This is a genomic window from Streptomyces albidicamelliae (assembly GCF_025642175.1).
GTDB lineage: Bacteria > Actinomycetota > Actinomycetes > Streptomycetales > Streptomycetaceae > Streptomyces > Streptomyces albidocamelliae.
The window spans coordinates 7,924,341-7,942,033 of record NZ_CP106795.1 but is presented as its reverse complement, the minus strand read 5'-3'; the positions used below and the strand labels follow the sequence as shown (position 1 = coordinate 7,942,033).

Annotated in this window: 14 protein-coding genes and 1 pseudogene; 12 read left to right on the top strand and 3 right to left on the bottom strand. The window is 73.4% G+C overall.

Features of this window, described 5'->3' with window-relative positions:
- The gene (locus N8I86_RS35900; RefSeq protein ID WP_263279745.1) at positions 1-1,632 is read right to left on the bottom strand and encodes a sulfite oxidase; all 1,632 of its coding nucleotides are present in this window, start codon (positions 1,630-1,632) and stop codon (positions 1-3) included.
- 292 nt (positions 1,633-1,924) lie between these two features.
- Here N8I86_RS35900 and N8I86_RS35895 point away from each other — a divergent pair, with 292 nt between their 5' ends.
- From N8I86_RS35895 to N8I86_RS35845, 11 genes are all read left to right on the top strand, one after another.
- On the top strand, positions 1,925-2,623 hold the full coding sequence (locus tag N8I86_RS35895) for an alpha/beta hydrolase (protein ID WP_263279744.1): 699 nt from the start codon (positions 1,925-1,927) through the stop codon (positions 2,621-2,623).
- Between the two features lie 604 nt (positions 2,624-3,227).
- On the top strand, positions 3,228-4,187 hold the full coding sequence (locus tag N8I86_RS35890) for a hypothetical protein (protein ID WP_073898158.1): 960 nt from the start codon (positions 3,228-3,230) through the stop codon (positions 4,185-4,187).
- Positions 4,188-4,204: 17 nt separating this feature from the next.
- On the top strand, positions 4,205-5,206 hold the full coding sequence (locus tag N8I86_RS35885) for a hypothetical protein (protein ID WP_073898157.1): 1,002 nt from the start codon (positions 4,205-4,207) through the stop codon (positions 5,204-5,206).
- Complete coding sequence (locus N8I86_RS35880) at positions 5,203-6,081, top strand: hypothetical protein (protein ID WP_263279743.1); 879 nt, start codon at positions 5,203-5,205, stop codon at positions 6,079-6,081. Before N8I86_RS35885 ends, N8I86_RS35880 begins: the two co-directional genes overlap by 4 nt.
- Complete coding sequence (locus tag N8I86_RS35875) at positions 6,078-7,079, top strand: BtaA family protein (RefSeq protein WP_263279742.1); 1,002 nt, start codon at positions 6,078-6,080, stop codon at positions 7,077-7,079. Before N8I86_RS35880 ends, N8I86_RS35875 begins: the two co-directional genes overlap by 4 nt.
- 242 nt (positions 7,080-7,321) lie before the next feature.
- On the top strand, positions 7,322-8,809 hold the full coding sequence (locus N8I86_RS35870; protein ID WP_263279741.1) for a GNAT family N-acetyltransferase: 1,488 nt from the start codon (positions 7,322-7,324) through the stop codon (positions 8,807-8,809).
- The gene (locus tag N8I86_RS35865; protein WP_263279740.1) at positions 8,806-9,570 is read left to right on the top strand and encodes a glycosyltransferase; all 765 of its coding nucleotides are present in this window, start codon (positions 8,806-8,808) and stop codon (positions 9,568-9,570) included. The genes N8I86_RS35870 and N8I86_RS35865 overlap by 4 nt, the downstream gene beginning before the upstream one ends.
- Positions 9,557-10,573: a class 1 isoprenoid biosynthesis enzyme gene (locus N8I86_RS35860; protein ID WP_143611346.1), complete on the top strand. Its 1,017-nt coding sequence runs from the start codon at positions 9,557-9,559 to the stop codon at positions 10,571-10,573. The genes N8I86_RS35865 and N8I86_RS35860 overlap by 14 nt, the downstream gene beginning before the upstream one ends.
- A complete protein-coding gene (locus tag N8I86_RS35855) occupies positions 10,570-11,544 on the top strand; it encodes a hypothetical protein (RefSeq protein WP_263279739.1) in 975 nt (324 codons plus the stop codon). Before N8I86_RS35860 ends, N8I86_RS35855 begins: the two co-directional genes overlap by 4 nt.
- Complete coding sequence (locus tag N8I86_RS35850; RefSeq protein WP_263279738.1) at positions 11,541-12,692, top strand: UbiA family prenyltransferase; 1,152 nt, start codon at positions 11,541-11,543, stop codon at positions 12,690-12,692. The genes N8I86_RS35855 and N8I86_RS35850 overlap by 4 nt, the downstream gene beginning before the upstream one ends.
- Positions 12,689-13,813, top strand: coding sequence for a polyprenyl synthetase family protein (locus N8I86_RS35845; RefSeq protein WP_263279737.1), 1,125 nt, complete (start codon positions 12,689-12,691; stop codon positions 13,811-13,813). The genes N8I86_RS35850 and N8I86_RS35845 overlap by 4 nt, the downstream gene beginning before the upstream one ends.
- Here the strand turns inward: N8I86_RS35845 and N8I86_RS35840 are convergent.
- Entirely contained in the window at positions 13,789-15,174 is a 1,386-nt protein-coding gene (locus N8I86_RS35840; protein ID WP_263279736.1) for a tetratricopeptide repeat protein, read from the bottom strand. The two genes, N8I86_RS35845 and N8I86_RS35840, sit on opposite strands and share 25 nt — an antisense overlap.
- A gap of 308 nt (positions 15,175-15,482) precedes the next feature.
- A pseudogene (locus N8I86_RS39515) lies at positions 15,483-16,346 on the bottom strand (AAA family ATPase); the annotation flags it as partial.
- 285 nt (positions 16,347-16,631) lie between these two features.
- Between N8I86_RS39515 and N8I86_RS35835 the strand changes: the two are divergent.
- Positions 16,632-17,672: a vWA domain-containing protein gene (locus N8I86_RS35835; RefSeq protein WP_263279735.1), complete on the top strand. Its 1,041-nt coding sequence runs from the start codon at positions 16,632-16,634 to the stop codon at positions 17,670-17,672.
- The last annotated feature ends 21 nt before the right edge of the window (positions 17,673-17,693 follow it).

Below are 17,693 nucleotides of genomic sequence, written 5' to 3'. Positions count from 1 at the left end.
TCACTCGACGGTGACGACCACCGAGTGCCGTCCGCCGGCGCCGTCGGGGATGGTGCGGGTGCGTCTGTCCGCCTGCACGGCTCCCGTGCGGTCGGTGGCGCGCACCGTGAGGGTGTGGCTGCCCTTGGTGGCCTGCCAGGCGTGGGACCACTGGCGCCAGGTGTCCCGGGTGTCCTCGGCGGCCAGGCGGGCCTCCTGCCAGGGGCCGTCGTCGACGCGGACCTCGACCCTGTCGACGCCCCTGTGCTGGGCCCAGGCGACGCCGGCGACCATCACCGTGCCTGCCCGGGGCCGGGCGAACGGCCTGGGGGTGTCGATGCGCGACTGGGTCTTGACGGGAGCCCTGCGCGCCCAGCCGCGCTTGACCCAGTAGGGGTCGTAGGAGGCGAAGGTGGTGAGTTCGATGTCCTCGATCCACTTGCAGGCCGACACGTATCCGTACAGGCCGGGGACGACCATGCGGACGGGGAAGCCGTGGTCGAAGGGCAGGGGTTCACCGTTCATGCCGAGGGCGAGCATCGCGTCGCGACCGTCCATGACGTCCTCGACGGGAGTGCCGATCGTCATGCCGTCCACCGAGCGGGCGACCAGCTGGTCCGCCGGGCCACCGTGGGACGGGGGCCGCACCCCGCACTCGGCGAGCAGATCGGCCAGTCGTACGCCGGTCCAGCGGGCGTTGCCGACATAGGGCCCGCCGACCTCGTTCGACACGCACGTGAGCGTGATGTCCCGCTCGATCAGCTCCCTGCGCAGCAGGTCGTCGAAGGAGTAGACGGCCGGACGGTGCACCCCCTTGCCGTGAACGCGCAGCCGCCAACCGGTGGCGTCCACCTTGGGCACCACCAGCGCGGTGTCCACCCGGTAGAAGTCCTCGTTCGGGGTGACGAAGGGACTGATCCCGGGGACCCGCGGCCCCGCCCGCTCGGGTACCGGCTGTGCCGGTGACCCCGGGCGCGGCAGGACGACCCGCCGGCGCGAGGCTACGGCGTTCCGGCCGCGCGAGCCGTTCAGCGACCGTCCGACGGCACCCACGACCGCCGAGGCGGCCGCGGCGGAGGCGGCGGCCACCACGAACCCCCGGCGGTCCCAGTCCTCGGAGGCGGCCCTTCCGGCCGCCTCCTTCCCGGCCGAGGCTCCGGACTCCGCTCCGGGTGACCGCCTCACCGTGGTCAGGCGGTACACCAGGACGTACAGGAGCAGCCCTCCGGCGAGCGCCCCCACGACGGACGGCAGGGCGTCGGTGATGCCACGGGAATCGGGGCGGCTGAGGGCGGCCGCTGCCCCGACGACGCCGAAGAGCAGGACCCCGGCGGCCCCGCCCCGCCTGAACCGTGTCGCCAGCACCCCCAACGCCAGGGCCAGCACGGCCAGTACGGCGAGGATGCCGAGCCGCAGGACGAGCTTGTCGTCGGTGCCGAAGTGGCGGATCGCCCAGTCCTTGACCGGGGCGGGCGTCACGTCGATGGCCGCGCCTCCGACCGCGACGACCGGACCGGCCTGCGGCCGCACCGCCGCCGCGGCCAGTTCGGCCACGGCCAGGGCGGCGCAGCCGGCGAGCGCTCCGCTCAGCGCGCCCAGCGCAAGACGCGGCAGAACCGGCCGTGTTCGCTGATCCTTCTCTTCGTCCCTCACGCCGGGAATCCGGTTCTGCCCGCCCACCGGATTGGTGGTCCCCTCGATCAGGTGAAAGAAGATTTCGCACCAATCCGCGGCGCGTTCCGCAACGGATATTCCGCTTCACCTGGTCCGGCTCACCGGCGCTGGGGGTAAGACCTAGGCACTGCTCCGGCGAAGTCCGTGCAGGGACGGGGCGGCCCGACGCACTGCCGGCGGGGAGCACTTGCTCAGCACCCGATCCGGCTGGAACATCAAGCCGCACGGGAGATCGCCGCGGGTGGGCTCCAGGAAGGAAGGCGTCGAATCGATGATGCGAGGTCACGACGGCCGACCGGCCGTCCCGGCCCTGGGGGTCCGGCACTGCCCGCAGCAGCCGGAAGCCGCGGTCATCACCCTGCACGGAGGACGGGAGGACGGCTACCAGACGTCGCGGCCCTGGCATCCGGCGGCGCTGAGGATGCGTCCGGTACTGCGTACCGCGGCGTCGGCCGTCTCCCTCCAGGAAGCCGTGCTGGGACACGTCCGCTACCGGCACCGGGGGTGGAACCACGAGGATCCCCTCCAGGACGCCTACCGGGCGCTCGACGAACTCGAAGAGCTCGCGGGTCCGGTACCGGTGGTCCTGATCGGTCACTCGATGGGTGGCAGGGCGGCGCTGCGCGCGGCCTCCCATCCGCTGGTACGTGGTGTCGTCGCCCTCGCCCCCTGGCTGCCACCGGAGGAACCGACGGCACACCTGCGCGGCAAACGCGCCGTCGTCCTGCACGGTGACCGCGACACCGTGACCAGTCCGGACGCCTCCCTGGGCTACGTCCGCCGGGCCCGGCTCGCGGAGTCCCGCGCGGGCATCGTCCTGATCCGGCACGGCGACCACGCGATGCTGCGCCGGGCCGCCCTGTGGCACCGCTGTGTCGCCGGACTGGTCGCGGACCTCCTGCGCCCGCGGGAGAACCCCTCGGGCCTGGCCGCCGCGAGCTGTGCGGCCACAACTCCTTTGCTGCTGTAGGCGACCGGCCCGTTCTGCCCTTCGCCGCGCCCGGCAGTGTCTGGGCTGCCACCCACGACGAACTCGCCCGTCTTCTCGGCCGGCAAGACACCGGCGCGGCCCGCGCTCTGCTGATCCCTGCCATGCCTGGTTCGTGTGACGTGCCCGGTGGGCCGGGCAGCGGCGTCCAACTGGCGTGCACAGCCACCGGGCCCGTTCGGACGGGGCCTGCGGCTGTCGACCCACACTCATGGCGGTTCCAGCCACAGGGATGTCCGGTGCCGGTTCGGACGCCGGGAGTTCGCGACGCCCGCGACCTGGAGTGCGTCCCAGCCCCGCATTGTGGACAGCCCACCTGCACCGGGGCGCAGAAGGCGGCATGGGCGTCCGAGACCGTCCGAGAGCGTCCGGAGGATGTCGTCGCACTTTCTGTCCGAGGGCGCGGCCCGCTGTGCTGGAGCCGTCCAGGTCCCGCACCTCCCGTGTCCTCGGCGACCGGGCGGGCCGGGCCGTGCGGGCCCAGCCCCAGAGAGAAGGTGCTGCCGTGCGCCAGCCGTTTCCCATATTCGCTCCCGAACCGGGCAGTCCGCCCCCCGTGGCCGAAGATCGGCGCCAATCGGGCGCCGTGCGGACGACGGTCCGTGCGCTGTCCGCCGCGCCCACGGTGCTGCGTGCGGCGTGGCACGACGCGCAGCTGTGCTGCGCCGCCTTCGACGAGGTGGTGCTGCCGCTGGTGGCGGCGGAGACGCCCAAGGGGCCTGAGAGGGACCGGCTGGGAGCGGCGCTGCGGGCCTGGAGCGCCAAAGGCGGTCACATGGTAGCGGCCTGCTGCCGGGCCGCGGGCCGACGGTTCACCGGCGAGCATGCGGCCGTCTCCGCGCTGGGCTGTGCATTCGCGCGGCTCTACGACGACCTGCTGGACGAACCCGGCCGGACAGGCTTCGCCGAACGCGCGGGCCGGCTGTTCGCCGGCCGGCCCTGGACGCCACGCGATCCACTCGAAGCACTCGCGGGCGCCCTGTTCTCGACCCTCGAACAGCGTCTGGGCCGCCCACCCGGGGACGTCCTGTACACGGCTCTCGCCACGGTGCATCGCTACCAGTGCCGATCCGCCCGGCAGGCCGCGCCCGACGTGACCCTCGCCGAGCTGGAGGAGATCACTTACGGCAAGGGGGGCGCCACGATGGTCGTGTTGTTCGCCCTGGCCCGGCCGGGCATGACCGCGGCCGAGGCGGCCGCGGTCGCGGAACTGGGTGCGGCGCTGCAACTGTGCGACGACCACCACGACCGGGCCCGTGACGCGATGCTCGGCATCGCCACCCTGCCCGGCACCGGGGCCTGCGGTCGGGCTGAGCTGCGGGCGCGGCTGGCCGCCGCAGAGGCAGGGCTGGCGAACCTCTACGGGAGCCGTCCGGCCCGCCGACTGCTGGACGAGGCCCATGTCTTCCTGCTGCTGAGCGAGATCGGCCGGGCGGCGTCCGGCCTGCGTCGCCCCGCCCCCGTTACCGCCCCGACCCGCCCCCTGGTCGCGCTGCTGCGGCGCGGGCCGGCCGCCGTGGTCACGGCATCCGGGGGGAGCCGGTGAGGGCGACTGTGAACGAAATGATCGACGCCTTCCACCGCGACGGGCTGAGGGCCGCGACGGACGTCTACCTGCGGGCGACCCGGCGCGGGCCGCTGTCACGGGCCGGTGCACGGATCGTCGAGAGCGTGCTGCCGGTGACCGAGCTGTGCACCGCGCTGCTGCGCTACGACGCCGCGATCGGCACCTGGGGAGTGGGCCCGGGCTCCAGGGCGATGCTGGAGGAATGGGATCTGCAGCCCCGCTGCGAACTCCATCCTGATACCTGGCGGGTGCTGGACCACGAGCCGTTCCTCGCCTTCGGCAACCACGCCTGCGGCCTCGAACCCGCCCTGTTCAACGCTCTGCTGACACGGACGGACATTCACTATCTGGCCGGTGACTTCGTCGCCAGGGTCGGTCCGAACCTTGCCCGAGTGGTGCTGCCGCTAGCCCGCCCGGACTCACCCGCCCCCACTCCCGCCGGGCTCCGCGCTCGCGCGCTGGACGCCGTGGAGCGCGCACTGTGGCCGGCTCGCGACGACTTCGCCGCCCGCCGCGCCAACGCCGCGCAGCTGGCGCGGGCGGGCCGGCTGATCGGTTCCGGCGGCGCGGGCGTGCATGTGTTCCCGAGCGGCTCCCTGCACCCCGGGGCGCCCTGGCAGCCCGGGATCGGTCATCTGGTGCGGTCCCTGGCCCGGGCCCGGGGGACCCAGTCCTCAACACGGCCGATTCACCTGATCCCCATGGTGTACGGGGTGCGCGACGCCCACCTGCTGGCGGCCCGGGTGCTCGGGGCCCACCCGGGGATGCGGGCAGCCGCCCGGCTGCGGCTGGCCGTCCGGGACCCGGGCCCCTACGTCTACGCCGACGCACCGGTGCCTCTCGACGTGTTCTTGCCACCGGGCGATCCACTGCCACCGCCGGCCGTCCTCGCCGAACGGCTGAGGGAGCTGTGGCTGAGGGCCCGCGCCGGCGCGGACAGGGCGATCCCCGGCTGGCGGTCGGCGGGCTCCGTGCTGGGGCCCCGGAGGCTGCCATGACCGCGGCCGCGTCGACGGGCTCCCGGGTGCTGTGCCTGAGCGTGGTGATCGGGGCGCACGGGACGCGTGCGGTCAAGGTGCGGCTGCCGTACCGGCAGGGCGGCTCGACGGCTTACCTCGGGCGGCTCGGCGACGGGCTGGTGGCGAAGTTCTTGAAGGTCGACGACTTGCGTCGGGCGCTGCACACCGGAGCCGCGGGCGGGCGGCCGGCAGAGCCGCTGTGGGCGGAGCCGCTGCGCCACCTTCCATTGCCCGACAACCCGTTCCGGCCGACACGCGCCCAGGCCGCGCGGCTGCGGTACGGACACGACCGGGCGGTGGCCCGGATCCGCGCGATCGCCCCGGACGCGGCCGACGCCGTGCTGCGCCGGACCGCGCCCAGGCTGCCGGCCACCCGTCGGCACCTCCTTGTGGACCAGATGTTCGGCACGCGTGCCGCGGTGAGCTTCGCTCCGGAGCCGTCCGTGCTCACCACCGCGGACTTCCCCGAGCTGGGCATCGTCGACGTGCCCACGTTGCTCCAGCAGGACGTGGGCCCTCGGATCGCCCGTGCACTGCCGACCGAACCGGGCGCGGCGGGCGCCGCCCTCGCCGTGCTGCTGGGCCTGGCCCAGATCATCGCTGAGGACGACGGGATCGGTCTGGACGTCGTGCCACGTCCCTCCCGGCGCGGACTGGTGCTGCCCAATGTGCTGCTGCGCCCCGCCGGTCCGGTGTACGTCGACTTCTTCGGGCTCGGCGACCCGGCCGGCGGGCTCGTGGAACGCGCCGGGCACCGCGTCCTGTACGGCGGTGCACGCCCTGCGGCGGCGCTGGCCGCCCGTACCGCGGCCACCGCCGCGGCCCGACTCGCCCACTCCAGGGATCCGCTATGACAACGCGCGCCAATCCTGCGGCCGTACCCGCGCACGACCCGATCGCCCTCTCACGGCGGTTGTACCGCCGGGGCAACCGGCTGCTCGGGCCGATCGCTTTCTCCGCCACGCTCGAAGACCCCAGGACCGTCCTGCAGGCACTGCGGGTCGAACCCGGCCAGCATGTCCTCTGTCTCGCGTCCGCCGGTGACATCGGGATCGCGTTGCTGGCGACGAACCCGCGCCGGGTCACGGCCGTGGATCTGTCCCTTCCGCAGCTGCATCTCACCGAGCTCAAGCGCACGGCCGTGGCCTTTCTGCCGCACGACGGCTACCTGGCCCTGCTCGGCGCCTCCCCTGGCTCGCGCGGCCGGGGCGGCAGCCCGGCGACCGCCGCCTATCAGGCACTCCGGCCGGAACTGCCGGATCCGGTACGGCAGTTCTGGGACGGCAGGCTGGACATGATCGACGCCGGGCTGCTCTGGCAGGGCGCGGTCAGTCGACTCGCGACGCTCGCGGGTCCGCTGTGGCTGCCCTTCGCAGGAGCAGCTCCGCAGCGTACGGCGCTGCTGCTGCGCCGGGTTGCCGACGGCGCGCACCGACCTCTGTGCTGCCCGGCCCCCGTCGACTACCCCGGGCTGGCGACACGGGCCGACCGGCTGGTGCTGCGGCACGGCGACGTCCGGCAGCGGCTGCGCGCCGAACCAGCGGGCGGCATCGACAGGTTCGCGTTGTCCAACGTGGCCGACTGGCTCACGCCGGCGGGATGGCACGCCCTGCTGGCCGAGGTGGTCCGGACGGCGGCACCGGGCGCCCGCGTGCTGGCCTGCTCGCGCCGTCGCCGGCTGGAGGTGCCGAGCGGCCTCCGTGAGCGCCTCCGCCCGGACCGCCGACTCGAGCGGACGCTGCTCGGCGCCGACCGGATCCGCTACTTCCGCAGTCTCACCGTCCTGACGGTCCAGGGCCGGGATTCCGGCGGTACGGATGCCACGCCGTCAGCCCGAGGCGCCAGAACATGACAGACACCGCGAACCTTCCTTTCACCGGCCGACCACCGTGCGCCGTTCCGGACAGGCCACCGCGGCGCTCCTGTCCCGGCCGGCCCGAGTGCACCTCGCCGCGCCCGGCCGGGCCCCGCGGCCTCAGGCCCGGCCTCCGCTTCGCGACCGACCGACCGCTCGCCCCGGTCACCCCGCCGTCACCCGCCGCGGCCGCCTGCAGCGCCCCGCCAGATCCGTCCCGACCGAAGGGTCTCCGCCCCGTGACACACCAGTCCACCGCCGCCCCCCTCGCCGTCGGTCCCGCCCGCGACCTCATGCCCGAGGGCCGAGCGGAGTTGCTGTGGACCGTGCAGCGCACCCTGCGCGCGCACACGTCCCTGGCCCCCCGTACGTTCGAGGAGCTGGGCCTGGCCTACGACCAGGATCGCCTCCTGGTCGCCGTCACCGAGCGCGGTGACCTCGGCGGCTGGCTGCTGTGTGTCCGCCATGCCGACGGCGTCACCCAGGAACTCGCCGGTCTGTACGTCCGCCCCGGGTTCAGAGGGAGCGGCACCGCGCGCCTGCTGATCGCAGCGGCGCTACCAGGGGCCCGCACCAGCCTGGTGCTCACGACCCGGCAACGGTTCGCCCGGCACCTCGTCCGGCACGCCGGTTTCCGCCGCTGTGGGCCGCGCGACCTGGTCTCGGCCCAGTGGCGGGGGATGCTGGCCGACCGCTTGCGCCCGGCCCGCCTCGGCGCGCTCATCTCCGCCGGGCCGGCGGCCGGCCGTCCGGCTCTCCTGCGGCACGATCGGCCGGCCGAGTCCGAGCCGTGTCCCGGCTGCCTTCGCCCGGTCCACGACGGCCGCGCATTCACGGCACGCGACGCGGCGTTCGGCACCGGTGCGTCGAGCCGCTACGCCGCCTGTCCGCACTGCGGGCACCTCCGTCAGGTGTCAACAGGCACCGACGTGCTGGATGTGCTGTGCGAACCGGCGTCGCCGTTCACTGCCGGGGCGATGGACAGTGCCACCGTCGAGCGGCTCGTCTACCGGCCGCGCGCCCGCTGGCTGGCCCGGCACGGTGTCCTCTCCCCGGGCAGCCGGGTGCTCGACGTGGGCTGCGGGACCGGGGGCTTCCTCGCGCATCTCGCCGTACGCCACGGTGTCCGCGGCACCGGAGTGGAGGCCGACCCCGTGCTCGCGGCGCGGGCCCGGGCGCGCGGACTCGCCGTCCACCAGGCCGACTTCACCCGCTTCGAGACCGATCTGCGCTACGACGTCGTGACACTGTTCCATCTGCTGGAACACTGCCCCGACCCGGAGGCCGTACTGTGGCGAGCCTCCTCACTGCTCGCCCCGGGCGGAGCGCTGTGCGTGGAGGTACCCGTCGTGGGCGGGCTCGCCGGGCGGCTGTACGGAGCGCACTGGTTCCCGCTGCTTCCGCCGTTCCACCGGCACATCCCTTCGCGGGCCTCGCTCGCCGAGACTCTGCGCCGTGCCTGCCCGGACGGCCGTGTCGACGCCTCCCGGCCGATCTATCTCCCCGGCGAGTACGCCGTCTCGGCTGCGCTGCTCTTCGAGCCGCTTCTGCCCCATCCGCACCAACGCCGCCGACTGGGGCCGGCAGCGGCGGCCGTGGGCTCAGTGGCCGCCCTGACGGCGGCGGGCCTGTCGCTGCCACTGGAAGCCGCCTCCGCCGTCCTGCACCGGGTGGTACCTCTGGCCGGACACCACCGAATGCTCGTCCGTACGGCGGGCGACAGGTGACGGCCCCCGACAGCACGAAGTCCGCGCCGCACGTCCGGGGGATCTCGGTGATCGTGCCCGCCTGGAACGAGGAGTCGTTCCTGCCCAGGTCCCTCGGCTCGCTGCGCCACTCCGCACTCCGTCTCGCCGACCTCGGTTCCCCCGTGAACTGCGAACTCGTCGTCGCCGACAACGGAAGCACCGATGCCACAGCCGGCCTCGCCCGCGCCTACGGCGCGCGGGTGGTGACGATGCCGGAGCGCGGAGTGGCTCGGGCACGGAACGCAGGTGCCCAGGCGGCTGATGGTGATCTGCTGGTGTTCACGGACGCCGACTACCGGGTCCCGTTGGGCTTCCTGCCCGGCCTGGCCGCCCGTTTCGGCGAAGACGCCGGACTCACCGCGGCCGGCGTGCGTGTCGTGCTGGAGCCCGCCGAGATCGACCCCATCACCCGGTTGTGCGCGCACGGCGCGCTGCGGCTGCTGACCAAGGTCAAGCACATGTCCTTCGGCGTGCTGGCCGTGCGGGCCGGCTGGTTCACCTCGGTCGGCGGCTATCCGCAGGACCTCTACGCCTACGAGGACGTGGCCCTCCTGGAGCGCCTGCGTGTGGACGTCCGGGCCGGGCGGGCCCGCTGGAGCCAGCTCGACGACATCACCGTGCACGCCTCGCCCCGCGGATTCCACCGCGGCGGCATGTTCTCCACGTATGCGCTGATGGCGGTCTCCCGCAGCGCGCGCAAGGACCTCACTCGATGCGGATACTGGTATGAACGACCCTGAACCGTTCCCTGCTCCCCCCGCCGCGCCGGCCCCGCCCTCACCGATCGGCCGCTGCCGGGTGCTCTGTGAGGCCCTGCGCGTCCCCGGGCAGGCGGTGCGGCTACTGCCGACCCTGCCGGCCGTCAACGCCGACTGCCGGACTCTCGCCGCGGCCCACGCGTCCGCGGTGGCACCCCTGCTGCCCGGGGGCGCCGACGGCGCCCTCGGTCGACGGCTGCTGCCCTGGGCGGTCAAGGGCGGCCTGCTCGTGCTCCGTTATGCCCGTCTCACGGGCCACCCGGTCGACCCGGCGACCGCCGTCCTGGCGGGCGCGTTCACCCGCCTGTACGACGACGCCTTCGACGAGGCCCGCGGAGGCGAAGGTCTTGCGGTGCTCGACCGTCTGGTCGCCGAGCCCACGACTCCCGCCCCGCAAGCGCCGGGCACCCCCGCGGAGTCGGCCGCCGTGCTGTTCGCCGCATTGCGGGAGCGGCTCCCCGCCGATCGCCATCCGGTCTCCTACGGCGCGCTTTCCCAGCTGCACGCCGCCCAGCACGCCTCCCTGCGCCCGCCCGGGGACCGCCGGCCGAGCGCGCCCGAGCTCGTGCGGGCCTCGCGCCACAAAGGCGGGCTGGGCATGCTCGTGCTCGGCGGCCTGGTGCAGCCCGCCCCGGCGCCGGCCCAGCGGAAGGCGCTGCTGGCCCTGGGCGGCTTCTTGCAACTGGTCGACGACTACGAGGACCTGGCCGTCGACCTGCGCGCCGGGCTCCGCACAGCAGCGACCTGCGGCAACCTTCCGCTCGGCGCGCTCTACGCGGAGCTGTCCCACGTGGAGGCCCTGCTGGCCGCGCTGTACGGGCCGTACCGCACCCGGCGCTTCACCGACGGGCTGGTCTGCTGGTTGCACCTGGCAGCCGTGACCCGGCTGGTGCGCGGCCGCACGCCTCCGTCCTCCGCCGGACCGGCCGCCGCCGGACCACCGACCGTGACCGCTCTCTTCACCCGACGAGAGGTGATCCGTTGAGAACGACCCGTCGCCGCCGTGCCCTGCCCTGGCGCACCGCCAACGCCGAGTGCGCCCGCGCCGCCCACGAACTCGGTCTCCTGCGAGATGAGTTGCTGTTCCATCTCGACTCCCGCCTCGGTGTCGCGGAGCGCCGCCACCTCACCCACACCGTGCACCGGATCAACGCGCTGCTCTTCCTCTACGCGACGCTGCGCCGCGCGCCGCACGACACCCGGCTCGGAGTCCTGCTGGGGACGGTCACCCATCTCCTCGACCATGTCTACGACCGTCCGGCCGCCGGAGCCCGGACCGGACCGCTGGAGGAGGTGGTGCTCGGCACCCGGGTCCCGGATCCGGGGGATGTCTGGCAGAGCGTGCTGGGAGAACTGGCCGCCCGCTGCTGGACCTCGGTCGCCGACGCGGACGCGGTCCGCCCGTATCTGGTCCGCATGCTCGCGACCCAGCGGCGCTCCCGCGAGCAGATGGGACCTTCGGCCATGGAACCGGCCGCGCTGGAGGAGCTGACAAGCGACAAGGGGCACCACTCACTGTGTCTCTACTTCGCCGCCGTCAACGCCGGCTTCGGACCCGCGGAGGAGTCCGCGCTGCGCTCGTTCGGCTCCTACCTCCAGTACATGGACGACCTGGAGGACCGCTACGAGGACCGCGCAGACGGCCGCGTCTCGCCCGTCGGTCCGGGGTTCCGTGCCGTCCGCGAGGCCGGCCGCCGGTTCGCCGCGGCACGCCGGGACCTGGCCGACTTCTACGGCCGCGGTCCCGGCGCACGCCACCGGATGCTGCTTGCCTGGCTCACGCTCTTCCATATCGGCGTGGTCGTCGGCGCCGCCTGCGAGACGGCCGAGAGGCGTCTTCCCGCTCCTGTCCGCCGGACTCTCGACCGGGGTCGGCGCGGACTGGCCGCCCGGGTCCCCTTCTTCGAGGTCGCGCCGGTCGGCGCGCCGCCCCAGCCTGCCGGAGGGCAATCATGACCACTGACCTCGCGTGGACCGATACCCGGTCCTCTGCCCCACCTGCGCTCGGGGGCGTCTCCCACTACCTGGCCCTGTCGCGCCTGCCCGTCGCGGTCTTCACCTGGATCCCGTACGTGGTGGGAGGGCTCCTCGTGCCCGGTCTCGGCGTCGGCGGCTGGCTGGTGCTGATCGGCGCGGGCACCCTGCTCCAGGCTTTCGCCTGCCATGTCAACGACCTCACCGACCTGGCCTCCGACCGGTTGAACCCGGCGCGGCTGCGCAGCCCGCTGGTGCGCGGCGCGGTGGCCCCGGCGACTGTCGCGGGCTGGGCGGTGACCGAGGCCGCCGTCCTGGCCGCCGCAGCCTGGGCCCTGGCGGACGGCACGGTGGCACGGGCCGGGCTGGTCGGTGTCGTGGTGCTGACCGCGTGGCTGAACATCCTCCAGAAGTCACCGGAGAGGGGCTCCCCCATGCTCTGGGACTATCTGTTCGGGGTGGCGATGGCCGCGCCCCTTCCCCTGGTGGCACTGGCGCGGGGCGGTCACGCGGGCCTTCCCGTCTGCCTGTTGGTCGTGGGATTCGGGTTCCACATGGTGGCCACCAACAGTTCGGTGGGCAATCTGAAGGACATCGCCACGGACCGCTCGGCGGGGTCGCGCACCACGGCGATCGCGCTCGGCGTGCGCACCCGTCACGAGGGCGGGTTCCACTTCCCGCGGCGCTATCTCGTGTTCGTGCTCTCCGCACAGGTGGGCGTCGCGGGGTGCACGGTCGCGGCGGCCGTGGTGCTCGGGGTACGTGGCTGGGACGTCCGCCAGGCGGTGCTCGCCATGGGCGGGGCTGTGCTGGCGCTCGCCTCGTCGGCAGGCCTTGCGCGACTGTTCACGGGGCCCGGTCCGTTCGCCGACGTCTCACGGTCCGAGCTGACGGCCCCGTCGAGGCGGGGTCAGCTGCCGCCCGGATGGCTGCGCAACGGGGGCTGGTCGTTCGGCAACACGCTCGCCTTCCTCCTTGGCTGCGCGGCGGTGCTGCCGGGGCCGTCCGCCGCCCGACTGGCCCTTGCGGTGGCGGGCTGGTTCGCGGCGGTGCTGGCGGTGGCGCGGCTGCGCACGGTGCGGGCCCGGCGCGATGCGCTCGGCACCGGGGCAACCGGGGCCGCGTCATGACGGGCACCGTACTCGCCCTGTCGGGCCGCGAGGCACCGGCCGAGGTGCTGGCATGTCTGACCCTGCCGCGTGCGCGTGCCGAGAGATTCGAGGAGTTGCTGACGGACGCGGCCCTCGGTCCGGTGCCTTCGCTCAGCGCGGCGCTGAGCAACACCGTGCGACGCACGGGCAAGCGGCTGCGGCCGGGCCTGCTGATGGCCTTCGCACGGGCCGCCGGGGCAGACTCCGGGCCCCGGATGTTGCGCCGGGCCGCCGCGGTGGAACTGCTGCACTTGGCCTCCCTCGTGCACGACGACCTGATGGACGACGCGACCACGCGCGGTGGCCTGCCGACACTCCACCGTACCCATCTGGCCGCCGGGGCCGTCGTCGGCGGCGACCGGCTGCTCGCGGCAGCGGGCCTGCTGCTCGCGGACGCGGGGCCGGAGGCGCACCGGGTCTGGTCCGCGGCGTTCTTGGAGATGTGCGACGGCCAGGCGCTGGAGTCCGCCCACCGGCACCGGTTGATTCCCCCCGCTGAGTACCTGCGCCAGGTACGGGGCAAGACCGCCGCCCTGATCAGCGCGGCCTGTGTCCTCGGGGTACTCGCCGACAGGCCGCAAGCGCCGGCGTCCGCCGCGGCCGACGCAGCCGCCCGCTACGGCACCTGCCTGGGCGTGGTGTTCCAGATCGCCGACGACCTGATGGACGTACTCTCCACGTCCGAGCGCTGGGGCAAACCCGTGGAGCACGACGTACCGCAGGGCGTGTACACGCTGCCGGTGCTGCTGGCGGCCCGCGCGCCGGGCGGAGAGAAGCTCGCCGGGCTGCTGCGGCCGGAAGCGACAGCGCGGGAGACGGCCGCCGCGTACGGGATCGTCCGACGGTCCGGAGTGACCCCGGCGTTGGCCGTCGCAAGGGCCTGGGCGGCTCGGGCCGCGCGGACACTGGACATGGCGGGGTTCACCGGTCCGCTCGCGGCGGACCTCGGCACCTTGCCGGCGCGCTATCTGGAATCGGTGCTGGCCCACGCCGTGCCGGCGGCCCACGCGCGGTTCGTCGACGTGTCCGGCCTGAAGAAGCTGCACGCCCTGCCCCCGGCAGACCGGCCGGCGCTTCAGCCGTTCGATCCGGCGGGGTGAGGCGGGCGACCGGGTTCCCCGCTGGAATCGCCGCGGTGTCGCGTCCTGGGCAGCGCCGCGCCGTCCGGTGCCCCGGTGGGCTCGTCGAGGGCCCTACGGGGGCCAGGCGCGTGCGGATGGGCGTTACCCAGGACGCGGGTGCACTCCGACGCCAGTTCCCGGTAGGCGTCCCTGGCCGAGTCCGGCCCGTGCGTCTCCACGACGAGCCGCGTCAGATGCTGACGGGTCACCAGGGTGGCCGGATGGTCGGCGCCGAGCAGCACCGTGCGCTCGGCCAGGACGGTCCGCAGGATCTCGGCGGCGACGGTGTACCGGCCCTGTTCCAGCAGGACCAGGCCCAGGTCGTGCCGGGTCGCCAGGGTGTCCTGGTGGCCGGGTCCGAGGATCCGGGTGCGGGCCGCCAGCGTACGAGCGAACCACACGTGCGCCTCCTGGACGCGGCCCAGTGCCAGCAGCGCCCGGGCGAGGTAATGCTGTGTGGTGAGCGTGTCCGGGTCGGTCTGGCCGAGCACACGTACCCGGGCGTCGAGCACGGCGCGCAGTTCACGCACGGCACGAGCCGCGTCGCCGCAGCCGAGCCTGATGCGGCCCAACTCGTGTTCCAGGGCGAGTACATCAGGGTGGTCAGGGCCGAGCAGGCGCCGGCTCTTGGGCAGAGCGTCGGTGCAGATCCGTTCGGCCTCCCGGAGACGTCCGCTCACACGTCGGTGGCAGGTGGCCAGCCGGACCGGGAGCAGCAGGTCGTCTGGCACCGCGGGGACACCGGTGCCGCCGCCGAGGTCGTCGACCAGGTCGAGAGCCGCCTGCTCCTGACCCGCAAGGACTTCCAGGCCCGGCCAGGCGGCCGGGTCACGGGCCTCGTACTCGGCGAAGGCCACCATCAGCAACCGGGTCAGCAACTCGAAGTAGTCCGCCAGCCGAGTGCGTACCTCGGTGGTGTCCCGGAAGAGTCGGCGCACCGGGGAGGGCAGGGTCAGCAACTCGGTGTCGCCCTCGCGGTGCCGGGTGACGAAGCCCAGGTCGACCAACGCGTCCACCAGTTCGCACAGGGAAAGCGCGCCCAGCCCGGGGAAGAGCGGCGATCCGGCGAGCACGTCGGGACGCAGCACTCTCGTCCACGGGAACGGGCCGGGGGCCAGACATGCGGCCAGGTGCAGCAGGGGACGCGCCGCCTGCAGTCCGCAGCGCTCCAGCATGTCCAGGGAGAGTCGCCAGCTCCGGCCCATGGGGGCCGGTCGGTGGGGCGCGGCCAGCGCGCTGGGGTCGCCGCCCCGGTCGAGCGAGGCGGCGTAGTCGGCGAAGGTGCGGGGCGTTTCCGCATCGGCGAAGTCGATCGGAACGCGAGCAGCGGCGGCGAGCACCCCGCCGGCCAGCCGCAGCTCCAGCGGCAGACCCCGAGCCGTTCGGCGAGGGCGAGGGCCTCGGCCGGGCCGCCGCCGCGGGGAGCCAGTTCCAGCAGCACCCGCGCCGCGTCGCCGCTGGCCAGCGGCGCCACCAGGTGGGCGTCGAACCAGGCGCCCCGAGCCGGACCGCTGGGCCCCGGATGGCGCCAGGTGCGCCCGTCCCGGGTGGTGACCAGCACCATGCCCTGCATACCGGACACCGGGCGGACCCAGCCGGTGCCGTCCACCACCCGCCCGCCGCCCGGGGCAAGTACGTCGTCGGTGTCGTCCGCGCCGTCGACGACCAGCAGCCAGGGCCGTCGCTGGGCACTCAGCAGCCGCCACACCAGGTCAGGAAGGCTGGAGTGCTCCAACTGGTTCCGGGAGGCGCCCAGTTCGGCAGCGAGCGCGTACATGGCGTCGGCTGTCGCCGCAGCGCTGTCGGCGCCCACCCACCAGACCTGCGCGCCGTGTGCCACGGCCGCCCTGGCCAGGGTGAGGGCGACGGTACTCTTCCCCACTCCGGCTAGCCCGCACAGGACGTGCACACGTGGGGTGGAGGCGGTGCCCAGGGCGGTCGCGAGCCGGCCGACGAGCCCGTCCCGCCCGCGGACCACGGGTTCATGCGACAGTCTGGCGAGCGGCGGCCGGATGCTGCGCAGCAGTGCCCGGCCCGCCCGGCCACCCGCGGCGGTCTCGCTCCGTGGCGCCGGGGCGGGCACTCCGACCAGCCGGGATCGGGCGGCGGCGCGGGGCGAGGGGGCTTCGGCCGGCACCGGTCCCGTAGCTTGGGGCCGCACGGACCGCGGCTCCCGGACGGCACGGTTGTCCGGATGCGCCGACCGGGCGGCATCCCGCAGCCGGTGCCAGACCTCGTGCCAGGCTTCCTGCTCGGACGCGCCGACGCGGCAGGCGGTGAGGAGCCGGCTCAGCCGTAACTCCTGCCCGACGGCGGGAAGATGCGTACCGGCGAAGTATCCGCTGAGCGTACTGAGCGCGATGCCTGACGCCGCGGACACATCGCGCACGCTGAGCCCGGCCCGCTGACGCAACCGCGTCAGTGCCCTGCCGAAGTCTCGGACCCCCTCGACGGCATCCAACTCGACTGCATCCAAACCTGGTTGACACGATGCAGTACCGGCGTCCGTCACTCCGCCCGTGGCGTTCCGGTCACCGGCCTGGAATTCCCCGCTGTCGCGCACACTGCCCCTACCCCTGTGAAGCCGCCGACGGCCCGAACCGATCGGCCCCAACCCCGAAATCAAGCCAACAGACCCTTCACATCATGGCATTTCGGCATCTGCCAGACAGTCGGAACATAAAAATTCCGGGCGGCCATGGTGGCCGATGCACTCAGGAACGGTCCGAGCTCAAGATCGATTGTCAGTGGTGGGTGAGAGAGTTGGAACATCAAGACGGAACGAGGGGGAGCTGTCATGTCAGGAACCCAGAACTACATCAACCACGTTGCCCTGGTGCTGGACGCGAGCTCGTCGATGAGGCATCTGAGCAGCAAGGTCATCGAGGTCGCCGACCAGCAGATCGCCTATCTCGCCCGCCGGTCCAGGGAGCTGGACCAGGAGACCCGCGTCACGGTGTACGTCTTCGCCGACAAGGTGGAGTGCGTCATCTACGACAAGGACGTGCTGCGGATGCCGTCGCTGCGGCAGCTGTACCGCGTCGGTGGCATGACGGCCCTGCTGGCGGCCGCACTGAAATCGCAGGCGGAGCTGGCGCAGACGGCCCAACTGTACGGCGACCACAGCTTCCTGACGTTCGTTCTCACCGACGGTCAGGAGAACGCGAGTCACCGCTGCCCCGACGCCCCCACCAGGGATCCTCGTGAACTGGTGCGGGCCGTGGCCGAGATGATCGAGACGCAGCAGGACAACTGGACGCTGGCCGTCCTCGTGCCGGACCAGATGGGCAAGCGCGAGGCCATGCGGTGCGGCTTCCCGAAGGACAACATCGCCATCTGGGACGCCACGAGCACCCAGGGCCTGGAGGAGGCCGGCCAGGTCATCCAGGAGGCCACCGAGAAGTTCATGGTAGGCCGCACCAAGGGCATCCGGGGTTCGCGCGCTGTGTTCTCCGTAGGGGCCGAGGCGGTCAACAAGGACACCATCGAGGCGGCCGGGCTCACTCCGGTGGATCCGGCGCAGTACGAGCTGATTCCGGTGGCCCGGGACGCGGCGATCCGGGAATGGGTCGTGGAGAGCGGCCACACCTACCGTACGGGCGGCGCCTTCTACCAGTTGAGCAAGTCGGAGAAGATCCAGGCGCGGAAGCAGATAGCGGTGCTGGAGAAGAAGACGGACCGGGTGTACACGGGCCCGGAGGCCCGAGCCCTGCTCGGCCTGCCGGACGTGGAGGTGCGCGTCAAGCCGGACCACAACGACGACTTCACGATCTTCGTACAGAGCACCAGCGTGAACCGGAAGCTGGTGCCGAACACCCGCCTGCTGCTCATGAACTGACGCCTCGAAGGCCGCTCGCGC